Below are 25,748 nucleotides of genomic sequence, written 5' to 3'. Positions count from 1 at the left end.
TAAAAGAGCATTATGCTGCAGGCTTTAAGCTTTAAGCATTGATTATTACCTTAGCATAAAGCGTAAAGCTTATTGCCTAAAACAAGTATATTTAATAACTATATAAATTTTTACAATGAAATCGATTACAATTAAAGGATCAGAAAGAGAAAGCGTGGGCAAAGCAGCTACTAAAGCCTTACGTAATGCTGGATTGGTTCCTTGCGTATTATACGGAGGAAGTCAGGCAGTTCATTTTTCAGCGGAAGTTATAGCTTTCAAGAACCTGGTTTACACTCCAAACGCACACACAGTTGTGATTGAGCTTGGAAACGGTAAATCATTCAACGCTGTTTTACAAGATATCCAAGTACACCCGGTATCTGACAAAATTTTACACATTGACTTCTTTCAAATCCACGATGACAAAGAAATCACTATTGAAGTTCCAGTAAAAATCATTGGTAACTCAAAAGGTGTTATGGCAGGTGGAGATTTACGTTTGAACAACCGTAAATTGAAAGTAAAAGCTTTACCAAAAAATCTTCCAGATTTCGTTGAAGCTGACATCACGCCTCTTGACATGGGTAACAAATTATATGTTACTAAAGTGCCAACGCCAAACTTCAAAATCATGCACCCAGACAATACAGTAATTTGTCAAGTGAAGATCTCTCGTGCGGCTATGAAAGCTGCTCAAGAAGCTGCAAAAGCTGCAAAAGCACCTGCAAAAAAGAAAAAATAATACTTTTTCAACCTATATCAAAAGCATCAATCAAAAGGTTGGTGCTTTTTTTTTACATGAAGCGAAAGATCAGGCACTCTCGGAGGCTAGTCAGGTTTTATGGCTTTGTATATTTTTTGTTCTTTACTCTTTACTGTTTTTATACTATTTTTGCACGATGATAAAATGGATACAAAACCTGTTTTCATCACCAAAAACAGCAGAGAACACAGACAACATGAAGAAATTTTTAATTGTAGGCCTGGGCAACATCGGCTCCGAATATGTAAACACCCGACACAACATTGGGTTTAAGGTTCTGGATTTCCTAGCCAAAAAAGAAGGACTTTCATTCGAAACCGTAAAATTGGGTGCACTAGCCGAATACAAATTCAAAGGCAGAACCTTTTTACTGCTCAAGCCCAATACCTATATGAATTTGAGTGGCAAAGCCGTAAAATACTGGATGGACAAAGAAAATATTCCGCTCGAAAACATATTGATTATAACAGATGATCTGAACCTTTCTTTCGGAACCATCCGCATCCGAAAAAAAGGAAGCGATGGAGGTCATAATGGACTTAAAAACATCAATCTTGTTTTGAATACCCAAGAATATACCCGTTTCCGATTTGGCATCAGCGATGAGTTTAAAAAAGGCCAGCAGGTAAATTATGTTTTAGGAGACTGGGACGACAACGAAAAAGCTAAACTTCCCGAAAGGCTTGAAGTCGCTTCCGAAATTATAAAATCATTTGGAACAGCAGGTGCAGAAAACACAATGACAGCATTTAATGGAAAATAAAAAGAGAGAGATGCTTGTCTCTCTCTTTTCTGTTATATAATCAGTTTTAATTTACTATAATCTTAGAAACTCCTTTTCGGTCACCATCTTCAACAGTGACAATATATGTTCCCTTGCCTACATTATTGAGCTGAACCGATTGATTGATATCATGCGTGTTTTTAAACTTTTTATCATAAATCGTCCTGCCCAGCATATCACAGACAAAAACTCGAATATCACTATTATTAGTACTTTTAAACAAAACAGTAAAATTCCCTTTATTAAGATTAGGAAACAATACAAAATTATTAATTTCATTACTTGCCACAGACAGAGAAGCATAAGTACTCGAGCAGATCTGTATAGACGCGGCTGTTATTGTACCAGAATCACCAACGCCAGTATCCCTGAATCTTAATTTCCAAGTCCCCTGAGGATTCTCCCCATTGAAAACAGATAAAACACTGGCAGGATAAACAGTTTGACTGCTTATTTTCCCGCAGCTTAATTCGCCACCCAGATCATCATACGTCAAAACCACACTACCATTTATCCCACCACACGATTTATCAAACAGCTTTACAATAGTCCCGTTTGGACTTATTATATCAATTTGAACATCAGACATGTAGGTATGATTAAAACTAAGATTAAAATTAACATCGGTAATTTCACCATTAACAGCTGGAACCTCAATAGTTTTTTCAGCATAAGTATTTGACTCAGGTATCGCATAAGGCGGTGAAAACCCATACATATTACAAGTAGTTTCAACACTATAGCCCAATGAAAAGGGCGCACTATTTACTGCATAAAAAACATTTCCTGCAGGCTCTATCAAAATCCTGCAATTCTTGGCAGCAGTCATTGGAGCCATAATCAACTCGGAGCCATCATTAGGAGTATTGGAAGCAAGTACTATTGGGAAAGTAAGCCCGCCATCTGTTGAAAGTTTAATATTTACATTGCCAGCACCAGATAGCAAATTAGAACCGCTTACATTCCAAACAATAGTTTGTGCCGAGCCTAAAACCCAGCTCTCGCCAGTATTCTGTGAAGTAACAGCAAATGGCCCTTTATTGCCATCTACGGTAACTTTCATAGCATCTGAATTTGTTTGCGCTAAACCTGAAACCGCATTGTCTCTGACGGTAAAAACAAAATTAAGATCTCTTCCAATGGTAGAAACCGATTCCCAAGAAGTACTCAATTGACCCGCCAGCACTCTGTTCAAAGCAGGAAAATAACGGCTGCTATTACTAGCAGGTGAAAATGATCTGAAATTTGGCCCATAAACTTTTGTCCCATAAGCATAACTATTATCTTCTTTTTCAGTACCAATAGCCGAATCATTCTGCTCCCAGCAATAGGTCATAGTATTACCATTAGGATCTGATGCAGTTCCTTTTAAAACAAAAGGAGTTCCTTTTGGAATTATATAATCTGATCCTGCCGCTACAGCAGGCGTCTGACTATCCATCACCGTGCTGACAGGACAATTCTTGACTGCAAGATTATCTTGAATCTGTTTAATGCTAGCGTAAGCAAAATAACTATCTGAATGATTTTGCACATCATAATCAGTAGTTCCGGCATATCCCATGATTGTACTGCCACTGCCTGGCTCAACACTAACTCCTGTTCCCTCAACATCGTATGAAAAAGTGTGATTTGCACCTAATTGATGTGCAAGCTCATGAGCAACAAAATCGATATCAAAATTATCTCCTTCTGGAGTTCCGCTTGGAGAAGAAGTGTAGGCACTTCCTTTTCCATAAGGATCAGATCCTGAAGGATTATCGCACACGCATCCTATACAGCCAGCATTACCACCATCACCAAAATCAGTAAGCAAATGCCCTATATCATAATAAGAATTTCCAATTTTTGAGGTCAATGTCGATTGTAATTCAAGATTCCAAGCCCCTTCGGACCCATCAGTTACATTACCATCTGGATCATCAATTAAATAGTCTGAATATGGATCAGTAGCTGCATTGGTATAAATAATACTGGACTCATTGGCAATAAGCAATAATTTTATAGCAAGATCTCTATTAAAAATCCCATTGACCCTGGTCATTGTAGCATTCATTCCTGCCAGGGCATCAGCGACTGTTCCGCCAAAATACTGTGCATATTCTCCTGTACAGGACAAAGCCAATCGCATAGTCTTAAAAGTGGCATTGTTTGATTTCAATTGAGACACTTTCTTGGCAAGCCCTTTATTTAAAGCAACATCTACAGTTTTACAGCTGAACGGCAATGTACCTTTTTTGCGCATTTTGGAAGAAGAAACTGCATAAACAGATCTATTGTTCGGCAAGGGATCTATAAACTCTGAAGCACTGCCATTTCTTAATACCATAGCCTGAACGCTTTTTGGAGAAATACTTAAGCTTATCGATGCTTTGGCATCAGTGATACCAGTTCCGGAATAAGATTGTATATCAGGATATTGCAATTGCAGCTCAGGAACAAAATTTGACGATTCGACAACCAAAAACTGCTCAATTTTTCCCTCACTATTAGGAATTCCAACGGAAACTCCTGCAGAACCATTAACTTTTAAATCCAAACGTTTGAGAGATTGCCTGAATTGAGCCAAATCCAAAGTATATAAGCGTTTATCGCCACCGCTGTTTTTATGAGAAATTGCTCTTTCGGAATTGCCTGTTTCTTTCCATGGAGAATTGACCTGTGAAAATCCTGCAAAACTAATAGTAAAGATCCCCAAGCAAAAAAACAATCTATTCATACCTATTATACTTTTAAGTGAAACTTGCTGCTTCATCAGAAACTGCTATCCGTTATTAATCAGTTAACAAAATTAATTCATTTACCATCGAAAAAACAAAGATTTATAACAATTACAAAATAATTAATGAATAAACAATACAGCAACTTAGAAATTATTTTATTTTAAAATATTGGCACTTATAAAAATAGAGACAACTTGACCAAGTTTTAAAATAGATAGTATAAATTTGCAAAAAAATAAAATAGGCACTTTGAAAATTTTTCATTCTATAAACGATTTCCAGACAATTGCAGGAACCCCGGTAAAAAAAACAATTCTTACGTTAGGAACTTTTGATGGAGTTCACTTTGGCCACCGAAAAATTCTGGAAAAAGTAACCCAAAATACTCAAAATGGGAAGTATGAAAGTTTAGTCCTTACGTTTTTTCCACATCCCAGAATGGTTTTGCAAGAGGATTCGAACATCAAATTACTCAATACTATTGATGAAAAAATTGCATTGCTAGATCGAATTGGCATTCAAAACCTGGTGATTCATCCTTTTGACGAAAACTTTTCCAGATTGACTGCCGAGGAATTTGTAAAAAATATACTCGTCGATAAATTTCATATCCATAAAATAATAATCGGTCATGACCATCGTTTCGGACGCAACCGTACTGCCAATATTGACGATCTGAAAAAATTCGGTGAGCAATATGATTTTGAGGTCGAAGAAATTTCGGCTCAGGAAATAAAAGAAGTATCTGTGAGTTCTACAAAAATAAGACACGCACTCGATGAAGGCAATGTGGCATTGGCCAATGAATATCTGGGCTATGCTTACCCGTTAACTGGATTTGTTGTTAAAGGCAGGCAATTAGGCAGAACTATTGGATTTCCAACTGCTAATTTAAAATTGGAAGAAAACTTTAAGCTGATTCCTAAAAACGGCGTTTACATTATTAAAAGCATTATTGACTCTAAAACAGTATCAGGAATGATGAATATTGGCTTTAACCCCACTGTTGAAGGCAAAAGTCAAAGTATAGAGATTAATTATTTTGATTTTAATGAAGATCTGTACGATCAAAAAATTACTGTTTCTATATTGCAAAGAATCAGGGATGAAGAAAAATTTGAATCGATTGATCATTTAAAAGCGCAATTGGCACAGGATAAAAATAGGGCTTTGGCTTATTTTGACAATCTATAGAAAAGCCGCCATTTTTCTAGCCGGTCATTATCCCAATTAAGTTTATAGTGATAGGCATATTTTAGAAATCCTGCCTTGTAAAACCTCCAAAAAGAAAGACTTTTTATAGATTGCATGATGCATAAAAACATCATTTACTTGTATGCACAATACTTTTTCATGACACCAGCTTCAGCAACGAAATCGTTTTAAATTTGCATTGTTTTTTTTTGTAAATTTATATCAACCTGCTTGATTCCCAAAAACATACTGAATTTCTAACTTTTAAAACTGTTTATCATGAAAGTAAAAAAAGAAATTAAAAATGGGTACTTCATCTTTATATGTATTGGAACTTATTTTCTATTAATGGAATTCTTAGGTTTATCCAACCTTTTCTATTTAAGGCTTTTGAACATCGCATTTATTATTTATGCCGTAAATGATACCTTAAAATCGAGGATTGCGCACGGCAAGAAAAAATTTGTTCCAAATGCTTTGGCCGCTCTGGTAACTTCGCTAGTGGGTGTAACTTTGTCTATCTTGGGTTTATTGATTTATAGTTACATGAGAGGAGGTGATGAATATATCCACACCTTATCTGAGACTTTCCTTTTCGGGGGTCATCCCGCCATCAATATGTATTGCCTGACTTTGTTTTTTGAGGGAATGGCTTCATCGGTTATTGTCACCATGCTGTTCATGCTGTATTATAACGACAAATTTGTCTCTGATTAATGTATTTTTAAACAACCAGAGGCATGTCTTTTTAAAGCTAGTTCGTTGGTTCTTTATAACAATTTGATTACTTTTGAAGCATCAAAATAAAGGATCAATGAGTATCACAAAACATAACTGGACGAAAGAAGAAATAATTGCTATTTATAATAAACCTCTAATGGATCTGCTTTTTGAAGCAGCAACTATTCATAGGGAACACCATGATCCAAATGTAGTTCAGGTATCTACGCTGGTTTCAATTAAAACGGGTGGCTGTTCTGAAGATTGTGGCTATTGCCCGCAGGCGGCCAGGTACAACACGGGAGTTGCAGGAAACAATTTAATGTCTGTTGAGCAAGTAACTGAACAGGCTGTTCAAGCTAAATCTGGAGGTTCCTCACGTGTATGTATGGGAGCTGCCTGGCGAAACGTAAAAGACGGCCCTGAGTTTGACCAGGTTCTTGAAATGGTGCGCACCATAAACAAAATGGATATGGAAGTATGCTGTACCTTGGGTATGATTACCGAAAACCAGGCACATCGATTAGCCGAAGCTGGTCTTTATGCATACAATCATAATTTAGATACATCTGAAGATTATTATAAAGAAGTGATTTCAACCCGCGGATTTGAAGATCGCTTGCAAACTATAGAAAACGTTCGCAAAACAAGCGTTACGGTATGCAGCGGTGGTATAATTGGAATGGGAGAAAGTATTGAAGATAGAGCTGCAATGCTTGTAGCTCTTTCTACCTTGAATCCTCAGCCTGAATCAGTGCCTATTAACGCCTTGGTTGCTGTAGAAGGTACCCCAATGCAGGATGAAAAACCTGTAGAAATCTGGGAAATGATCCGAATGGTTGCTACTACCCGAATTGTAATGCCACATACTCAAGTGCGTTTATCGGCCGGAAGAACAAATATGAGCCGTGAAGGTCAGGCTATGTGTTTCTTTGCTGGAGCCAATTCGATTTTTGCAGGCGACAAACTGCTTACCACTCCTAATCCAGATGTAAATGAAGACATGAAAATGTTTGCCTTATTAGGATTAAAACCGCAAAAGCCATTTAAAAAAGCGGCCCAAAGACCAACAGTGGAAGCTGCAGATTCTAAATTTGAATCTCTGGGTGAAAAACCAAAATGGACTCGTCCGAATCATATAATTGAGAAAAACTTAGAAGTCTCCATAAAAGGAAAATAAATTTTGCATTATAAAAAATAAAGCCTCAATTTCATGAAGAAACTGGGGCTTTGTTTTTTATCATTTATAGTAAAATCAATTACGGAAGATGATTTTATCACTAATCCTTTTTCCGTCTTCCAATTGAGTCACAACAACCAGTACCTGATCATTGGAAGCCAGATTACTGATAATGAATTCTTTTTTATCCACTTTGTTTTTTTCATAGATCAAGCTTCCTTTCAGGTCATACACTTTAACAGAAGATATGATCTGCTCAAAAGAGTTAATTTTTACTTGATGTTCTTTTGTAGATACAATAACTCCTTTTCCACTCGCATTAAAATCATCTGTCCCCAATGATGTATCCGTATAACGCAGTACAAAACGATCATTAAAGGTTCCTGCTGCTGTGGTAAAAGAATATGTTCCGCTCTTTAGATTATGTATAGACTTATTCACTTTATCTTCGAGATATATTGCTTGGCTAGCTAGATTGCCATCAACATTCTCTATACTTATCTGGAATACTCCAGCTATAGTAGATTTGTAACCCAATGGCACTATATCGGCTGGATCAAATGGCAATACACGTCCTTGAATAGTATAATTTTCGGAATTATTAATACTATAAAAATCCACAAAAGCATTTCCGTTAAGCGTTATTCCATCATACAAGTTATCAAAATCATTAGTAGCACCAGTGATATAACCGATTAATAATTGTTTGAATGCTCCGCCGTCGTTTGTTAAATTCACCCAGACTCTGTTTTTTTCTAACGCTTGTGTTTTTTTGCCACTGGCTTCTTTAAAAAACTGACTATTATCGCCAGCCGTTGTAATTCTCATTAAATTCGTAAATACAAAATTGTTCGTATTTTTACTAACCACCATAAAGGACTGTCCAGCAGCAATTCTGCCTGTAGGAACTACTCCATCGCCAATTCCATCACCATTAGTATCAGTACTTTTAGCCGCTGCTGCTGTAGCCGTTCCTCCCGTAAAATTATAAGATGCATAATCATCTGAATCATAAGCTAACTCAGTACCCGAAGCATTTAATGCTCTAGCTGTATTATGTGTCCAAAAATATAAGGCACCATTAATTACTGATGCATTATCTGTTATAAATGAATCCGCATTTATTGCCGATGGATATGGGTTTCCAATCAAATTGCCTTTCAAATTGCCTTGCGCTGCAATCGAGACTGGGCCATTATTGGGTACGCCTATAAAATCTACCTGTTGAGAAGTACTATATCTTGGAACTCTGGCAATGTAACCTTTCCCAGCTGTCATTATGCTGGCTGAACCTTCAGGCACCCAGTTATCATTGGCAAAACTCCAATATTTATCGCTAGAAGGTGATAAAAGCCCCAGTGTTTGACCCGCAACAGGTGAACTCCAATATACATAATCAAAGTCCTTTATTGGTGATGTAGTGCGCTTATAAGTAATATTTCCAGAATTGATTACATTGCTGCTGCCTTGAACCAGACTCGAACTGTTCTCAAATATTACATTTGTAGACGAGTTAATATCAATCCCCTGATCAACAAACAATACTGTATCAGATTTAACGAGAACGGTACCTGAATTAATTTGGCATGAACACATGCTCAAATCAGAAGCAACTGTATAAGTATTGCTTGATCCTCCATCAAAGATAACTCTCTTTAAAACTGTAGGAGATCCCGTAGACCAGCTAGTGCCATTCCATGATGTAGTAGAAATTGGATCGGGGTTTATTATAATATTTCCTGAATTTGCAGAGAAACATACATCTGCCGAAACTGACGCCGTATAAGTACCTGGTGCCAAATTAGGGATTGTAGTGGTATTGCCAGTACCCGAATATAGTTCGCCTGAATTAAGTTTTAACACCCAATCTCCAGCTGGAAGACCGCTTAAAACCACACTAGCAGATGGATAAGCACAAGTAATCTGCTGAATTGACCCAACCACTGGTGCAGTAGGCCCGCTGCTGATTGTTACCGAAATTACGTTTGAAGGTGTCACAACTATACCACAAGCAGCATTGGATGACTTTACTCTGTAATAATACGTAAATCCAGAAGCTAACGGCGTAATTATTAATGAAGTTACATTGCCTACATTCACGCTATTATATCCTGTAACATAGGTACTAAAAGACGGATCAGTAGATATGTCCAGATAATAAGCTGTCGCTCCAGACACTGTATCCCAATTAGCAGTGAATCCATTGCACAATTCGGCGGTTGCAGCAGTAGCGGTAGGCGAATTTATTTGTAAAGTAGCGTATGTAACTGTATTAGAATAAGCACTTGTGCCACAACTGCTCTGCTTGCTCACTCTATAGTAAACATTTCCAGGAGGCACTCCAGTCACCACATAGGTCGTAACATTTCCTACGTTTCGATTGTTGAATCCAGTAACAAAATTTGTAAATGCAGCATCTGTAGCAACGTCAAGAAAATAATTTATTGCTCCAGAAGATGCTGTCCAATTGGCATTAAAAGTATCAGTACAGTTGGCATTTGTACCTGCCACTGCAGATACAACCGGTTCAGAACCCACAACAAAAGTCGTACTATTTGGGCTGCTTACGCCTATTAACGAAACCGTAACTTTATAACTTCCCGGAGACAATCCCGTTAAATTTTTGGATGTAGAAAAGACGGAACCTCCATTTTTCTGCCAGTTATAATTATATGGATCAATCCATTCTGGTGAATTCTGAAAAGTTCCATTGTTTCCAGAAGGATATGAAAATAATGTAGTTCCTGTTCCAACTAAAAAATTATAACCTGCAATTATACCCGCTTCAAAACCTGAATATGTGGTTGGCCCAATAGCCAAAGATGATATCGCCTGAGCTGAAAGAGCTGTATTATACAGCCCAAGTTTTAGCACTTGTCCAGTGAATGAATTGCCAGTATTATTGTATACACCGCTACCAATTTTTGTGCTGAAAGCAGAAGATCCGTAATTTGCTGTACTTACTGTTCCTCCCGTTACTGTTACACTTACACCGTTCAAATATATCCGTATGTTTGAACCATTGCCAACAACAGCAATATGACGCCAAGTGCCATCTCCAAAAGAAGCAGGCAATGATGCTGTTACCACACCAGTCGCTGAAGTCCACAACTCAAGAGTAGTTGAATTTGCAAATCCAAACTCGATAGCATCATTTTGTCCAAATAAACTCATTCTGCCCGTAATATCTGCAAGGTTGAACTTTATCCAGCCTTCAATTGTAAAGGCACTTTTGTTGGAAAGCAAAGGGCTTCCAAGATCAATATAATCATTGTCGGCAGCAATAAATTTTACTGCGTTATTCATATTTGTTATAGTAATAGCTCCATCAGTTCCTGATGCACATGAAGCTTCATTTACTGTAGCTGTTGGAGTGGGCAACAACGGAAAGATTGTCATTATTGTAGAAGCATTTGCGCAATTGGGTGTTGCATACACTATAGTATAAGTTCCTCCAGCACTTGCTGCCAGATTGACTTCTCCAGTCGAAGAATTAATACTTAGTCCCACAGGTGTTGAGGAATATGTCCCTCCTGTAACTCCAGATTGGGTTACAGCCACCTTCCCGATAGCAATAAAAGCGTTACCTGGGTAAGTTATAATAGGCGGTGGTGTAAATCTGTACATCTGGCCCGAAGCTGGTTTAGCAGCAATTGTGGCAGTAAAAGCCGCAGATTGAGCTGTTGGGCTAGATCCCGAATTATTTAAAGTCAAATAACTGCCAGCCGCATCATATATTCCAATAGTTGCTGTTGCTGCATTTATTGCATTAGCTCCCTGATTGTAATAATATTCAATTCTATTGGAACCTTCATAAAGCCATATCTGAAAAGAAATTTGTTCACCACCTGCCTGATAATTCCATCGCTGCTTATACCATTCCATTTTAAATATTCGATTCGGGGCAGTACCTGTTGTAATATATCTTGGTTTTACTGTACATTTCATATCGTCCCAAAGAGGCATGAGTATTGGTTTTGAAACTGCAGCATTGGTTTCACTGTTTATATAATTCTGAGAAACAGTAGCTGTGGCTGTTCCAAAACTGAGCCAGCCATTACTTGACACTTTTAAATCTGTATACACACCATTTCCAAAAGTAAAAGGAAATTGAAGCGTTATCGGATCTGAAACATCATCATCTGCCGCGGCACTAATACCGCCAACATCTGTAGTTCCGGTTAAAATACTGTAAGCAGCTGATGATGCGGTAAAACAATATTTGCTGGCTTCAAGACCGCTTGCAGGCGGCGGGGTAAATCTGTAAATCTGCCCAGTTGAAGGCTTCGTGGCAATGTTAGTTGTAAAATTGCTGGAATCAGCCGTTGGGCTTGATCCTGAATTAGAAAGGGATAAAAATTTTCCATTTGTATCATAAATTCCAATCGAAGCGCCTCCCGTACCGTTTGCAACCGCAGTGGCTCCTTGACTATAAAGAAATTCAATTACATTGGTAGTTTCAAAAAACCAAACCTGAAATGAGACCGTATCGCCAGAGGATTGGGCATTCCATTTTTGCTGGATCCATTCCACTTTAAACCTTCTGTGAGGAAAAATTCCTGTTGTAACATATCGCGGTGTTACAGTACACATCAAGTCATCCCATAAAGGAAACAACATGGGTTTTGCAACAGCTGCATTTACAGCTGAGTTGGTATTATTCTGCGCATCTGTAACAGCAGCTGTGCCAAAGCTTATCCAGCCATTTGGCGAAACTTTTATTGATGAATAAGCTGTTCCTGCAAAAGTAAATGCAAAAGGCAAGGCAATATCTGAAGAAACTCCAATATCTGCTGTTGCTGGCAATGAAGTATCAACAACCCCTGGCACTCCTGTAAGGGGAATGTACTCTCCCTGTACGGCAGTAAATGTATAACTGCTTGCAGCTGTTTGTCCAAAAATCATTTGAGCAAACCAAAAAAAACTAACAATTAAAAATAGACTTCTTTTCATATATAAAACACTTGAGTTGTTATACAGCGGCTCTTTTTGAAATAACAAAATATGTAAACTCTTTCATTCCAAAAAAACTATTAAAAAGGTTTGCTTTAGAATTTTAAGCTCAGTTCTAACAGTTACATAAAGCTAAAAAATGAAATTCAAAAAACCGAATAAAAGATTGTTTTTATCGATGAAATACACACTTTTATATTAAACAAAAATATTTACTTACAAATTAAGTTTAATAATAAGATGTATTTAAAAAAAGCAGATTCACAAAAAAAGAAGACTATTTTTAGAAAACTGCAAAATAAAATCCCCGCAATTGAAATACCTGCATGACAATTTTACACAAAAAAAACCATCCTGAATAAACAGAATGGTTTCTAAAAAAAATTAAAAATCGATATACTTTATTCTCGTAAAATAACCTTATCACTTACTCTTTTCCCATCTTTTAATTGACTCATAATAATCAAAATTTGATCATTTGAGATCAAATGAGGTATAATAAATTCCTTTTTCCCTATTTCATTTTTTTCGTAAATCAAGCTTCCTTTCAAATCATATACTTTTACTGAAGACAATTTTTCGTGAAACGAATTAATTTTTATCTGACGATTCTTGACTTCATTCCAATTTCTGCCAAAAAAATCCCATTCTGAATTAAACAGAACGGGATGTAAAAAATTTTAAAAATGATTATAATCTAATCATGAAAAATAATCTCTTCACTTACCCACTTGCCATCATCCAATTGTATCATCACAATCATGAATTGGCTGCTGGATGCAAGACGATCAATAAGGAATTCATTCTTGTCAACCTTATCTTTTTCAAAAAGCATGCTTCCCTTCAAATCATACACTTTTACTGAAGAGATAGCCTTATCGAATGAATTGACTTTTATCTGGCTGTCTTTTACCGACACCACAACACCTTTCCCTTTTGGATCAAAATCTCCTGTTCCTAATTTTGTGGTATTGGTATATCGCAATACAAAACGATCTTTAAACTCCCCTTTGGCTGTGGAAAAAGAATATGCTTCTTTGGTTAAATCATGAATAACATTAGCCGTTTTATCTTCCAGATATATGGCTTGTTTTGCCATAAAACCATCTGTCTTGTCTATGCTGATCTCGAATGTTCCTTCTATAGTTGATTTGTAGCCCAGAGGCACTTCATCCTCTTCATTAAATGGCAGGCTACGCCCTTGAATACTATAATTCTTCTGATTCATTATACTATAGAAATCAACATAAGCATTGCTGTTGAGGCTCGTACCATCAAATAGTTTATCCGCTTCATTCGTGGCTCCGGTTATATAACCTACTAACAACTGCTTGAAAGCACCGCCTGCATTTGACAGATTCAGCCACACTCTGTTCTTTTCTAACTTAGCGGCTTTCTTAGTATTTGCCTGTTTGAAAAAATTACTGTTTTTGCCAACATCTCCTATACGCATTGAATTAGTAAATTTAAATTCATTACTAAAATCTGTTACGCTCCCAACCATAAAAGACTGCCCTGCAGCTATAGTTCCGTCTGGTTCAAGTCCGCCAGTTTCTGCGGCCGTTCCGCCGCTTAAATTATAGGATGCATAATCTTCAGACACATACTCATATTGAGTACCATCATCACTTAGCTTTCTCGCGCTATTGTGAGCCCAAAAAGACAGTAAAGGATTATCCGGAAGCACATCTATGTTGTCAATCATAAAGTCATCAGCGGATATCGCTGAAGGATATGGATTCCCTATTAAATTACTCTTATCATCTCCCTGCACTGCAATTGTAACATCTCCATTATTTGGTGTTCCAATAAAATTTACCGTTTGAGAAGTAACATATCTAGGAACACGGGCGATATATCCTTTTCCTTCAATCATGGTTTCTGTTTTGCTGCCAGGGGTCCAATAATCTCCAAGCCAGCTCCAGTATTTATCACTGCTTGGTGATAAAGCTCCCAGTGTCTGGCCTGATACAGGTGAACTCCAATACACATAATCAAAGTCTTTGATCGATGTTGCAGTACGTTTATAGATAATATTGCCAGTATTTATGTTTTTTGCATCGTTATTCTGAATCAGGCTTGCACCATTTTCGAACGTTAGAGAACCATCTACCTTTAATCCGTTTTGAATGATTAAAACCGCATTTGCATTAGTAGCCCCTGCAACTCCTACCACGACTTTTACACCAGGGTTTATTGTACAAGAGCATGCATTTAATGGAGTGGTGATTATATAATCTGATGCAAATACAACAATATCGTCTGAAGTTGGAACAGAAGTTATAACTGCAGGAGAACCTGTAACCCAATTTGAACCATCCCAAGTCTTGGTAACTTCATTAATATTTACTGTTGCCGATACCACTGAAGTTCCAAAGCTATTCGAAACTGTAAAAGTATAAACGCCACTGGTCAAATTTGTAACTGGATATGTGGTTCCTGTTCCAAAAATATCAGTGCCAGGAGTTACTCCATCTTTTATTACATGAAGTGTCCAGTTGCCAGCTGGCAGACCATTTAATGTGATGCTTCCTAACGTACTGCATCTAATTTGGATAGGAGCAGTGGGTATCGGAGCTGGCGGTGCAATTGAAGTTAAAGCAACCATCAAAGAACTTGGACAAAGCATATTATTTGCCGTTACGGTGACATTACCCCCATGATGATAGGTTCCTGTCGTCACTGTAATTTCGTTAGTTCCAGCACCAGCAGTAACTATCCAATCCGTATCAGGAAAAGCCCAAGTATAACCTGAAGCCCCAGCAATTGGATCAATTTTAAAAACAGCACTTGTCAATTCAGAATAAGTTGTACTACCAGAAGGAAAAGAGGTTCCATTTAACATAACATCTCCTGAATTAGATTTAACTTTAAGGTTTAAATCTATGCCAGCAATACCTGCAAAACTCTTAGTACAGCCTGGAGAAGCACTTGTAATGGTTATTCCTGTTATTTGCAATAGAGCACCATCATCTGCAGCTGTTAAATTTCTTGTGGTAAAACTAGCTTCTCCTGCTGGAGCAGTTAAACCGGTAATCGCCGTTTGTGGATTACCGCCAATAGTATAATCTACTATAAAAGTACTTCCAGCTTGTAGACCTGTTAATTTTATTGTCGCTGGCGAATTATCACAAGCAAAAATTGTTTGTGCTGCTGTTCCTAATGTTGGGGCTGGGTTGACTGTTATTGCAACTGCTGTACCATTAGTCATTCCGCAGCTATTAGTTGCAGAATAACGGATGTTCTTCCCATTATCGGCAAAAGCCACCGTGTAAGGCAATACTAATGTTACATAAGTACTTCCGCCTGATGTGGTAGATATCTGCCAGCCTTGTGAAGTAACTGATGAGCCATTTGCTGTAACTGCAGGTGCTGTAGGATTCAAAGAACTTCCTGCGCATAAAGCTGCTGGTGATGTTATTGATGCTATCGTTGGCTTATCATTTACTGTTATTGCAACCGCTGTACCGTTTGTCGTTCCGCAGCTATTAGTTGCAAAATAACGAATGTTCTTGCCATTATCGGCAAAAGCTACCGTATAAGGCAATGTTAATGTTACATAAGTACTTCCGCCTGATGTGGTAGATATCTGCCAGCCTTGTGAAGTAACTGATGAACCATTTGCTGTAACTGCAGGTGCTGTAGGATTCAGAGAACTTCCCGCGCATAAAGCTGCTGGTGATGTTATTGATGCTACTGCTGGAACATTATTTACTGTTATTGCAACTGCTGTACCATTTGTCGTTCCGCAGCTATTAGTTGCAAAATAACGGACGTTCTTCCCATTATCGGCAAAAGCTACCGTGTAAGGCAATGTTAACGCTACATAAGTACTTCCGCCTGATGTGGTAGATATCTGCCAGCCTTGTGAAGTAACTGATGAACCATTTGCTGTAACTGCAGGTGCTGTAGGATTCAGAGAACTTCCCGCGCATAAAGCTGCTGGTGATGTTATTGAAGCTATTGCTGGAACATTATTTACTGTTATTGCAACTGCTGTACCGTTTGTCGTTCCGCAGCTATTAGTTGCAAAATAACGGATGTTCTTCCCATTATCGGCAAAAGCTACAGTGTAAGGCAATGTTAATGCTACATAAGTACTTCCGCCAGATGTTGTAGATATCTGCCAGCCTTGTGAAGTAACTGATGAACCATTTGCTGTAACTGCAGGTGCTGTAGGATTCAGAGAACTTCCCACGCATAAAGCTGCTGGCGCTGTTATTGAAGCTATTGCTGGAACATCATTTACTGTAATTGCAACTGCTGTACCATTTGTCGTTCCGCAACTATTAGTTGCAAAATAGCGGATGTTCTTGCCATTATCGGCAAAAGCTACCGTGTAAGGCAATGCTAATGTTACATAAGTACTTCCGCCTGATGTGGTAGATATCTGCCAGCCTTGTGAAGTAACTGATGAGCCATTTGCTGTAACTGCAGGTGCTGTAGGATTCAGAGAACTTCCTGCGCATAAAGCTGATGGTGATGTTATTGATGCTATCGTTGGCTTATCATTTACTGTTATTGCAACCGCTGTGCCGTTTGTCGTTCCGCAGCTATTAGTTGCAAAATAACGGATGTTCTTGCCATTATCGGCAAAAGCTACCGTGTAAGGCAATGTTAATGCTACATAAGTACTTCCGCCTGATGTAGTAGATATCTGCCAGCCTTGTGAAGTAACTGATGAACCATTTGCTGTAACTGCAGGTGCTGTAGGATTCAAAGAGCCACCCGCGCAAAATGCTGCAGGAGCTGTTATCGAAGCTATTGTTGGAACATTATTTACTTTAATCGTTCCCGTCGCATTAGCCGCACCACAACTGCCGCCTGTTAATGGAATACTATAATTAAATGTTCCTGATGCTGTTGGTGTACCACTAATAGTTACAACATTTGATGTAAAAGAAGCACTTACACCAGCTGGTAAGCCATTTGCTCCAGAAACTCCGCTGTTAGATATTCCTATAAAACCACTCGTTGTATGAGTAATATTTGTCATTAATGTATTGACACAAAGCGTTGGACTAGATGAAGCTGCCGAAACCGAATTATTAACCGTTATTAAAACTGGCGTCGAATTAGTACTACACCAAGATCCAAATTGATTTTGAACAACTGCTCTAAAATAAGTACTAACATTTAAAACACCAATCTTAGCACTAGTTAATACATTTGTTGTTTCAGAAATATATCCTACATTAGTTGTAAATGCAGCATCAGTAGCACTCTGCCAATTAGTTATAACAGTGCCGGCAGTAGTTGTATGTCCGCTTAACGTCAAACTGCTTGTAGGAGTGGCTCCTGCACAAATAGTTTGAGCCGGAGAAACTGTACCTCCTACAGGAGCAGTTGTTTGAAAAGATACAGTATTAGAATTACCCGTAGTCACATTACAAACGTTTGTTGCTCTTACTCTGTAATATAAAACTCCGGCAGGCAAGCTTCCAGCAAAATAACCAGATGACGGATAATATCCTATATAGAGATTATTGTACCCAGAAACAAAAGTTAAAAATCCACTGTCTGTGGCAATATCCAAATAATAAGCTGTAGCATTAGTTATGGAATTCCAATTTAATACTGCCTGATTACAATCTATGCTTGTTGCTGCTGTAACTGTTGGTGCCACAGTTGGACTAGCCGTAGTTGCATAATTCATAGTAGTAGAACTAGGACTCGTTCCACAATTATTATATGCTCGAACTCTGTAATAATAAGTTGTACCAGGATTTAACCCAGTTAGTACATAACTCGTAACATTCCCGACATCTAAATTATTGTATCCTGAAACAAATGATGAAAACCCGCTATTTGTAGAAACATCAATATAATATTTTGTCGCAGAAGAGGTAAAAGCCCATTGAGCAGTAAATTGTGTACAAGATGGTGAATTTGGAGCTGCTGTACCAGGAGCAGAAGGCACAGGAATAACTGTTACATTAAAATTATTCCCATAACCAGATCCACAAGCATTAGTTGAATTAACTGTTATTTGCCCCGAAGTAGCATTTGAAGCAAAAGTAGCAGTAGCTGAGCGCCCATCAGCACTTGTAACAAAAGTAACTCCTGTGCCACTAGCATAACTCCATGTATGATTATAATTGGCATTATTAGATGTTATTGTGTAATTAGCTGTAGAACCTGCACATTGTGAACTAGAACCATTAATAGCACTTACACCCCCCCCAGGCCCGCCAGCAACATAAACATCTCTCGTTGCACTTCCAACACCTGCTACAGTATAAGTTATGGTAGCATTTCCGGCTGCTAACCCAGTTACTACACCTGTCGAAGAATTAACCGTAGCAATTGAGGGACTGCCACTAGACCAAGAACCCCCAGATACTGTAGAAGTAAATGTTGTCGTATTAGTGCCATTAGTACAAATATACTGATTTCCTGATAATATAATTGCGGTATTGATACCACCAGCAGTTTCAACTTGATCAAATGTATATGTAGCACCGCCTCCTGTACAAACTGCATAGTTCGTCGTGCCTACATGTATTTCAGTGTTATTGCTGCAAACTCCACTACCACCTGTATTTAAACTGTTTGTACCATTTTGAAGATACAAAGAAACATTTGCAGGAAAAGTAATTATAGATTTTTTATTAAAATAAATATTGCCTGAAGGTGAAGTTATAACAACTAATAGTGAATTTATGCTAATATTACTATCAGAAGGAATACTCATTGTTCCCGAAACGGTTATACTTTTAGCAGAAACATTAACATTAACAGTCACTGTGCTTCCAGCTGCAATTACTACATCATCAGTAGCTGATGGAACAATTCCACCTTGCCAAGAACTACCTGAATCCCAATTTCCACCAGTACCTGTACTAGTTATAACAGCTCCAAATCCAGTAGCTTGAATGAATATAAAAACCAAAAAGGCTAATAAAATCTTAGATTTAGGTAAAATTAGTTTCATATGTCTGGGGGTTTTGTGGTATTATTGTGAAAATATGAAAAATCTCTGTCTATGTTAAATTTAATTTCCAAAAACAAAAACACGTACTTTTACGTGTCAAAATTAGAAATAAATATTTATCTTTCATAATTATTCAATCAATTTACTTGATTAGCAGATAACTAACATAAATACATGTGCTTTTGTAAATATAAATCTACAAAATATATTTTACATTTCATTCCTTTTTGCTAAGCTTTATCAGCTATATTAGTATACAAACTCACCCTATTTACAAACAGAATTTTCGGATAATCCCTTATCTGATAAATATCTGTATATTTTGCTCAAAGAAAAACGCTCAAATAAAAAATCCCATTCTGAATTAAGCAGAATGGGATTCTATAATTTTAAAAGATTGACTTCGATCTAATCGTGAAAAATAATTTCTTCACTTACCCACTTTCCATCTTCCAATTGTATCATCACAATCATGAATTGGCTGCTGGATGCAAAATGGTCAATTAGGAATTCATTCCTGTTAACCTTGTTCTTTTCGTATAAAAGGCTTCCTTTCAAGTCGTAGACTTTTACTGAAGAGACTGCCTTATCGAATGAATTAATCTTTATCTGGCTGTCTTTTACTGATACCACAACACCCTTGCCTTTTGGATCAAAATCTCCTGTTCCTAATTTCGTGCTGTTATAACGCAGTACAAAACGGTCCTTAAACTCTCCTTTTGCTGTCACAAAAGAATATGAGCCTTTGGTTAAATCATGAATAACATTAGCGGTTTTATCTTCCAGATATACGGCTTGCTTTGCCATAAAACCATCTGTCCTGTCTATGCCGATCTGGAATGTGCCTTCTATAGTGGATTTGTAGCCCAATGGCACTTCATCTTCTTCATTAAACGGAAGACTGCGTCCCTGTATCGTATATTTTTCAGAATCCATTACACTATAGAAATCTACATAAGCATTACTGTTTCGGCTTGTGCCGTCAAATAATTTATCTGCCCCATTTGTGGCTCCGGTAACATAGCCCACCAGTAACTGCTTGAACGCACCACCAGCATTGGATAAATTAAGCCATATCCTGTTCTTCTCGATCTTGTTAGCCTTCTTAGCATTTGCCTGCTTGAAAAAATGGCTGTTTTTATTATCTTCTTCCAGTCGCATTGAATTAGTAAACTTAAAAACATTCTTGACAGCTGTCTCGCTGCCTACCATAAAGGACTGTCCTGCAGCTATAGTCCCATCAGGCGCAGAACCAGGACCGGCAGAGATCGATTCAGTATAGGTCGCAGTACCTCCTGTTATATTAAAGAAAGCATAGTCATCTGACTCATACTCATACTGGGTTCCCGACCCATTGAGTGTTCTCTTTGTGGTATGCGTCCAGAAAGCCAGCATTCCTCCAGCTGGAATTACAGATTGATTATCAATCATGAATTGCTCTGCATCAATGGCTGAAGGATATGGATTCCCTATTAAATTACTCTTATTATTGCCTTGTACGGCAATGGTAACATCTCCGTTAGTTGGCGTTCCGATAAATTTAACCGTCTGAGAAGTCACGTATCTGGGAACACGGGCGATATATCCTTTTCCTTCAATCATGGTTTCTGTTTTGCTGCCAGGAGTCCAGTAATCGTCAAGCCAGCTCCAGTATTTATCACTCAGTGGAGATAAATCACCTAGCGTCTGACCCGCCACAGGCGAACTCCAGTAAACATAATCAAAGTCTTTTATCCCAGTTGCAGTGCGTTCGTAAATAATACTCAATGTATTGGGATTCGGATTCTCATTTTTCTGAATGAGGCTTCCTCCGTTTTTGAATGTGAGTGTTCCATCGACCTTCAGATCATTTACAACAGTTAAAACTTTTCCAGAAGGAATTATTACATCTGCTCCAGAATTTATAGTACAAGAACAGGAATTCACCGAAAGAGGCTCATTATAATCTGCATCAAAAATAACAAAATCGTTTAATGCTGGTGTACCCGCAGACCAGCTTGTACCATTCCAGATATTTGTCGCCTGAGGCACTATTGCAACAGAATTGCTTCTATCTGAATAACATCCGGAATTTATTTGATATGTAACCACGTAATCTCCAGCTGCAAGGCCTGTAAATTCCCCTGTCGCATTTTTTGCTACTGTAACCTCTGGACTTACACTGGTTTTAATAAGACTATACAACAGTGTTCCAATTACCGGAGAAGGCGGAACTGCTTTTACAGTCCCTGTTGGAGTTGCACAAGTTGGGTCTGTTTTTGAAATTGATATTGCAGGTGGTGCTGTATTGCTCAAAGCAACCCATATATGGCTTGGGCAAAATATACCAGCCGTTACAAAAACATCACCGCTTTCTGTATTGGTTCCTGTTATTACTTTTAATTCTGGAACAGCAGTACTAATAGGCCCAGTAATTACAATACCGTTTTCTGTTTTCCATCCCGCTGGAACAACCCAAGTATAACCGGAAGCTCCAGAAACTGGTGCTATGCTAAAAGATGCCAGATTGGATGGGCAATAATAAACAGTGCCATTGGTTGATGTAGGTGTGCCTCCATTTAATGAAATCCCTCCAGAATCGGAATTAACATGCAGCGTAACTGAATTCGAAGTAACCGATGGCGTACAGGTTCCGCTTACAACACAGCGGTACTGATAGTTATTCATCGTTATAGCTGCTGTAGTGATATTCATCGTAGCTGCTGTTACATTAGAATATACACCGCTATTAGAAAGATTATTAAAAATCCCTCCGCCATTGGTACTTAACTGCCACTGATACGTCAATCCTGCTCCAGAAGCTGCAACGGCAAATGAAGCATTGTCCGCTTCACATACATTACTGTCAGAAGGCTGTGCTGTAATTGATGGCAGAGCATTGACTGTTACTGTAGCGGTTCCTGTAATAGCAGTATTAGGACAATCTGGGGTATCATTATAAACTACGCTTTTCAAACTATACACAAAACTGCCACCAGTTGCTGTTGAAACCGTTACACTATTTGTCCCGTTTACAGTACCACTTTTTGGCGGAATTACTATCGTTTGATCTGAACCACTATTAATGGTATAAGCAACTTTTATAGTAACTGTTTGAGGATTTGTAAAAACAATAATAGGAGATGAAGCCCCAGCACATACAGTTGTTGTACCAGTTATAGTAGCTGTTGCCGTAGGACGAACATACAGATCAGCACTCGGATCCATGAAAGATGCTGTTCTGGTACAAGTTGCATTCGTAATTGAAATCAATTTGTAGCTTGTATTTGCCGTTGGACTGCCCCCAGCAGGAAAAGTCTGTGGTGAAGACGACGAGATTGTCATCGGATATTGTATTAAAGTATCATCATTTTGGTAAACTATATTATAAGTTCCAGAAAAAGTCGAATTATCTGCATCAAAAGTTAATTCTGGACTCCCTCCTGCACAAATAGTTGTTGCAGAGAAACCATTGGTTATGTTATTGGGTAAAGGGTTTACTGTCACCGTTACCGTAAATGCTGTACCAGTACAAGCTGCAGCAGTTGGCGTTACCGTATAAACTATATTAATGGGAGCATTAGTAGTATTAGTCAAAGTACCGCTAATATTTGCCTGATTCGTTCCCGATGCAGTCCCAGTAATACCCGTAACAGAAGGTGCTGACCAAGTATAAGTTGTTCCAGAGGGAACTGCTCCATTAGTCCCATTTACTGGTAATACAGTAAAAGCACTTCCACTGCAGGAAGCTACTGTCATATTAGTAACTGCTGGAGTATTCACATTTATAACTACCGGATCACTAGTTACAGAACAACCAGAGTTATTCGCAGTTGTACCTTTAACTATTCTTCTATAATAAGTAGTTATGGTTGGAGATACACTATAATCTTCCGTAGTGACACCTGTATTCGTCCATGGACCGGTACTAGTTGGTGAGGACTCCCATTGAAAAGTTAAAGATGGATTTGCAGCTCCATTAACGAGATAAGAAGATCCATTTAATGTAACTGCCGTACCACTGCAAACTGCCGAGGTTGAAGGAGTAATAATATTTGTTGAAAGATCAAATGGAACAATTGTTAAAGCAACAACATTTTGCCCCCCATTTTCATAATAATCAAAAACAAAATCATCATTTCCATCTAAATTAACCAAAACATTATTATATGTTGTAGAAGACTGTTCAACCCATTTATCCAAAATCAATGATCCATTCAAATATAATCTTACCCCATCGTCCCCAGTAATATTCACTAAATAACAGCCGTTTTTTGTAGTATTCATGCGATACCTTACCGCATATTGTTGAGTATAAATATTTGCACGCTGCGTACCATCTGAAAAAACTTTAAAACAAGCAGTATCACCTCCAAAACCTTCATTAATAGTTTCAGTGCCGACATCATAATACCCTGCATACTGAGAACTAGAAAAAGGATTTGTTGCCGATGGAGAAGATGGAGATGCTCCTCCCGGTGGTGCGGTACCTGTCCAATTATAAATATGACCTCTCCACGTATTAGTTCCTGCAGTTGTTTGATTATCTTCCGTATTTCCTATTGCGGTTTGAGTAACTGTTATTCCTGAACTTCCAACTGCACCGTTGTTAGCACAACCTACTGCTGACAAAACAACTTTTATCTGACCTGAAAGTGTACATGGCCAATCAGTTATTGTAGTACCACTTGCGCCCGTTGCGGAAGTAGCAGGTGTCACACTAGCATCATTTGATGCATCCAAAATGGTTAAATTCTCATTGAACCCAGCAAATGCATTATTAACTGAGAACGTATATTTAAATCCTTTAATCACATTTATTAAAGCGTACTGACCTGCATTCGCATTTGGAGTTGTATATGTCACTCCATTATCGATACAAAAAGTTTGAGTACCACCAGCTTGTGTTGTTGGTATAATAGTTGAATTAGTTACTATTGTCGCCGTTCTATTCGTAGAAATTGCACTTGTACACCCACTAGATTGCAATTGAGTTATCGTAATAGTAGTACTACCACTATTAGCCAACGCAGTTGTGGTAAATGTACCTGTTCCTGCTGTTGTTACAGTCATAGTAGCTGTATTGCCGGTAACAGCATTAGGTGCACTAAGATTATATGTTACCGTATAAGTTCCTACAGGAAGATTGGCAACTGTTGTATTAGTCAACGTTACTGATGCAGTAGAACCAGTACAAATTGGAGTTGTAACCGCAGTGCTAGAAAGACTATATGTTGGACATGCCCAACTAACTACTACTTTACCACTGAAACCATCACCGCCTTTATAGTTATTATTGTTAGAATTCATACGAGCGCCACCGCCACCACCACCCAATTCTGTTGCACTTGTACCATCGCCACTGCCAGCACTTCTCCCTGGAGCTCCCTTTCCCCCTCCAGTTACAGCGGCTACTCCAGCCAAAGTACCATTCGATCCGTTCGAAGCTGTACCAGCACTCCCGCCACCGCCACCGCCATTGCCTCCATTACCACTTTGTCCTGTCCCCCCTGTATATGAACCCCCTACACCTCCATTACCACCATTACCAGTATCGTCTCCTGAATTTCCTTCCCTACCACCATTTCCACCAGCAGCAGTAACGGTTAAAAAAGTGGATGCAGTCCCCGGATTACCATTACCAAGTCCTAAACTTGAATCATTAGAAGTCACTCCAGTACCTCCCGCTCCTACAGTAATAGCAACAATCTGACCAGGAGTAACACTTACAGCGGTATTCTTAGTATAACCGCCGCCGCCACCACCGCCGCCTGTTCTATTTTCCGAATTAGTTCCATTAGTTCCCCCACCAGCTCCACCACCACCCCAACATTCAACTGTCAGAGTTGTTACTCCAGCAGGAACGGTAAAATTTTGTGTCGCTCCAGTGTAATTAAATGTCTGTGTAGTTTGCCCAAAACTAATGGCTTGCAACAATATCAATAACAAAAACGTAAATAGTAATTTTAATCTCATATAATTGGGGGAATTATTTAATACAATAGAAGCCTAATTTCTTAAGCAAAATAATTCATAACTGAAACTCCATACAGATTTCAGCTACGAATTCTAGCTATGATTTAGGAAAATAATGAAGCTAGCACAAATACAAAAGATTTACTGACTCTTTTTCTGTGCTCTTCTGTTTGATTGAGTGATCAAACACAAACATTGTTTCTGAGAAAATACAATGATATTTTTTTGGCTTATTCTTCTGGGGGGAAAAAAAAGCAATAGCAGGTAAAGTTTTATTCATACACTTTTTTAGGTATTGAGGGGGTGAAAGGTTATTTATTTTAAAATTCAAAAGACTGTCTACCTATATTTTACAGATTGAACAGTTCTCATTTGTATTATCTTTTATCTATTCTAAACAAATCATTCTTAATAGGATACAAAACTAAACATTAAAAAAATACCAGCAATACTATTTTCTAAAAAATTACATAAGAATTGTTATGCCAAATTAAAAGCATAAAAAAGCCTCATCTTGCATACACAAAATGAGGCTAATAGAAAATTTTTCTTGTTATTGG

At 38.1% G+C, this 25,748-nt stretch carries 10 protein-coding genes; 5 read left to right on the top strand and 5 right to left on the bottom strand.

Going from position 1 to position 25,748, the window contains the following annotated elements; genetic code table 11:
• Nucleotides 1–115: 115 nt before the first annotated feature.
• Both ABEG11_RS08210 and pth read left to right on the top strand, forming a co-directional pair.
• Nucleotides 116–724, top strand: coding sequence for a 50S ribosomal protein L25/general stress protein Ctc (locus ABEG11_RS08210; RefSeq protein ID WP_348823687.1), 609 nt, complete (start codon nt 116–118; stop codon nt 722–724).
• Nucleotides 725–881: 157 nt separating this feature from the next.
• Nucleotides 882–1,508 carry an aminoacyl-tRNA hydrolase gene (gene pth / locus ABEG11_RS08205; protein WP_348823686.1) on the top strand — a complete coding sequence of 209 codons (627 nt, stop codon included), beginning with the start codon at nt 882–884 and terminating at the stop codon, nt 1,506–1,508.
• Between the two features lie 46 nt (nt 1,509–1,554).
• Here the strand turns inward: pth and ABEG11_RS08200 are convergent, their stop codons facing one another.
• Nucleotides 1,555–4,248 carry a zinc-dependent metalloprotease gene (locus ABEG11_RS08200; RefSeq protein ID WP_348823685.1) on the bottom strand — a complete coding sequence of 898 codons (2,694 nt, stop codon included), beginning with the start codon at nt 4,246–4,248 and terminating at the stop codon, nt 1,555–1,557.
• 253 nt (nt 4,249–4,501) lie between these two features.
• On the opposite strand from ABEG11_RS08200, the gene ABEG11_RS08195 reads away from it, so the two are divergent.
• From ABEG11_RS08195 to bioB, 3 genes are all read left to right on the top strand, one after another.
• Nucleotides 4,502–5,446, top strand: coding sequence for a bifunctional riboflavin kinase/FAD synthetase (locus ABEG11_RS08195; protein WP_348823684.1), 945 nt, complete (start codon nt 4,502–4,504; stop codon nt 5,444–5,446).
• A gap of 279 nt (nt 5,447–5,725) precedes the next feature.
• A complete protein-coding gene (locus ABEG11_RS08190) occupies nt 5,726–6,163 on the top strand; it encodes a hypothetical protein (RefSeq protein ID WP_348823683.1) in 438 nt (145 codons plus the stop codon).
• Between the two features lie 97 nt (nt 6,164–6,260).
• Complete coding sequence (bioB, locus tag ABEG11_RS08185; protein ID WP_348823682.1) at nt 6,261–7,346, top strand: biotin synthase BioB; 1,086 nt, start codon at nt 6,261–6,263, stop codon at nt 7,344–7,346.
• Between the two features lie 75 nt (nt 7,347–7,421).
• On the opposite strand, the gene ABEG11_RS08180 is transcribed toward bioB, so the two are convergent.
• The 4 genes from ABEG11_RS08180 to ABEG11_RS08165 all read right to left on the bottom strand — a co-directional run bounded on the left by ABEG11_RS08180 (nt 7,422) and on the right by ABEG11_RS08165 (nt 25,188).
• Entirely contained in the window at nt 7,422–12,299 is a 4,878-nt protein-coding gene (locus ABEG11_RS08180) for a DUF8693 domain-containing protein (RefSeq protein WP_348823681.1), read from the bottom strand.
• 401 nt (nt 12,300–12,700) lie between these two features.
• Nucleotides 12,701–12,961, bottom strand: coding sequence for a DUF8694 domain-containing protein (locus tag ABEG11_RS08175; RefSeq protein ID WP_492764712.1), 261 nt, complete (start codon nt 12,959–12,961; stop codon nt 12,701–12,703).
• A gap of 35 nt (nt 12,962–12,996) precedes the next feature.
• A complete protein-coding gene (locus ABEG11_RS08170; protein WP_348823679.1) occupies nt 12,997–19,233 on the bottom strand; it encodes a beta strand repeat-containing protein in 6,237 nt (2,078 codons plus the stop codon).
• Between the two features lie 408 nt (nt 19,234–19,641).
• On the bottom strand, nt 19,642–25,188 hold the full coding sequence (locus tag ABEG11_RS08165; RefSeq protein ID WP_348823678.1) for a beta strand repeat-containing protein: 5,547 nt from the start codon (nt 25,186–25,188) through the stop codon (nt 19,642–19,644).
• Nucleotides 25,189–25,748 lie beyond the last annotated feature (560 nt).

The sequence above is a fragment of the Flavobacterium aestuarii genome (assembly GCF_040049115.1).
Lineage (GTDB): Bacteria > Bacteroidota > Bacteroidia > Flavobacteriales > Flavobacteriaceae > Flavobacterium > Flavobacterium aestuarii.
The sequence above is the reverse complement of the archived record's forward strand: the minus strand, read 5'-3'. Positions and strand labels throughout refer to the sequence as shown.

What these genes read in the sequence shown, in the direction of transcription:
- pth (WP_348823686.1), top strand. Translation starts at nt 882, where the DNA reads ATGATAAAATGGATACAAAACCTGTTTTCATCACCAAAAACAGCAGAG.
- ABEG11_RS08190 (WP_348823683.1), top strand. Translation starts at nt 5,726, where the DNA reads ATGAAAGTAAAAAAAGAAATTAAAAATGGGTACTTCATCTTTATATGT.
- ABEG11_RS08170 (WP_348823679.1), bottom strand. Translation starts at nt 19,233, where the DNA reads ATGAAACTAATTTTACCTAAATCTAAGATTTTATTAGCCTTTTTGGTT.
- bioB (WP_348823682.1), top strand. Translation starts at nt 6,261, where the DNA reads ATGAGTATCACAAAACATAACTGGACGAAAGAAGAAATAATTGCTATT.
- ABEG11_RS08210 (WP_348823687.1), top strand. Translation starts at nt 116, where the DNA reads ATGAAATCGATTACAATTAAAGGATCAGAAAGAGAAAGCGTGGGCAAA.
- ABEG11_RS08165 (WP_348823678.1), bottom strand. Translation starts at nt 25,188, where the DNA reads ATGAGATTAAAATTACTATTTACGTTTTTGTTATTGATATTGTTGCAA.
- ABEG11_RS08180 (WP_348823681.1), bottom strand. Translation starts at nt 12,299, where the DNA reads ATGAAAAGAAGTCTATTTTTAATTGTTAGTTTTTTTTGGTTTGCTCAA.
- ABEG11_RS08200 (WP_348823685.1), bottom strand. Translation starts at nt 4,248, where the DNA reads ATGAATAGATTGTTTTTTTGCTTGGGGATCTTTACTATTAGTTTTGCA.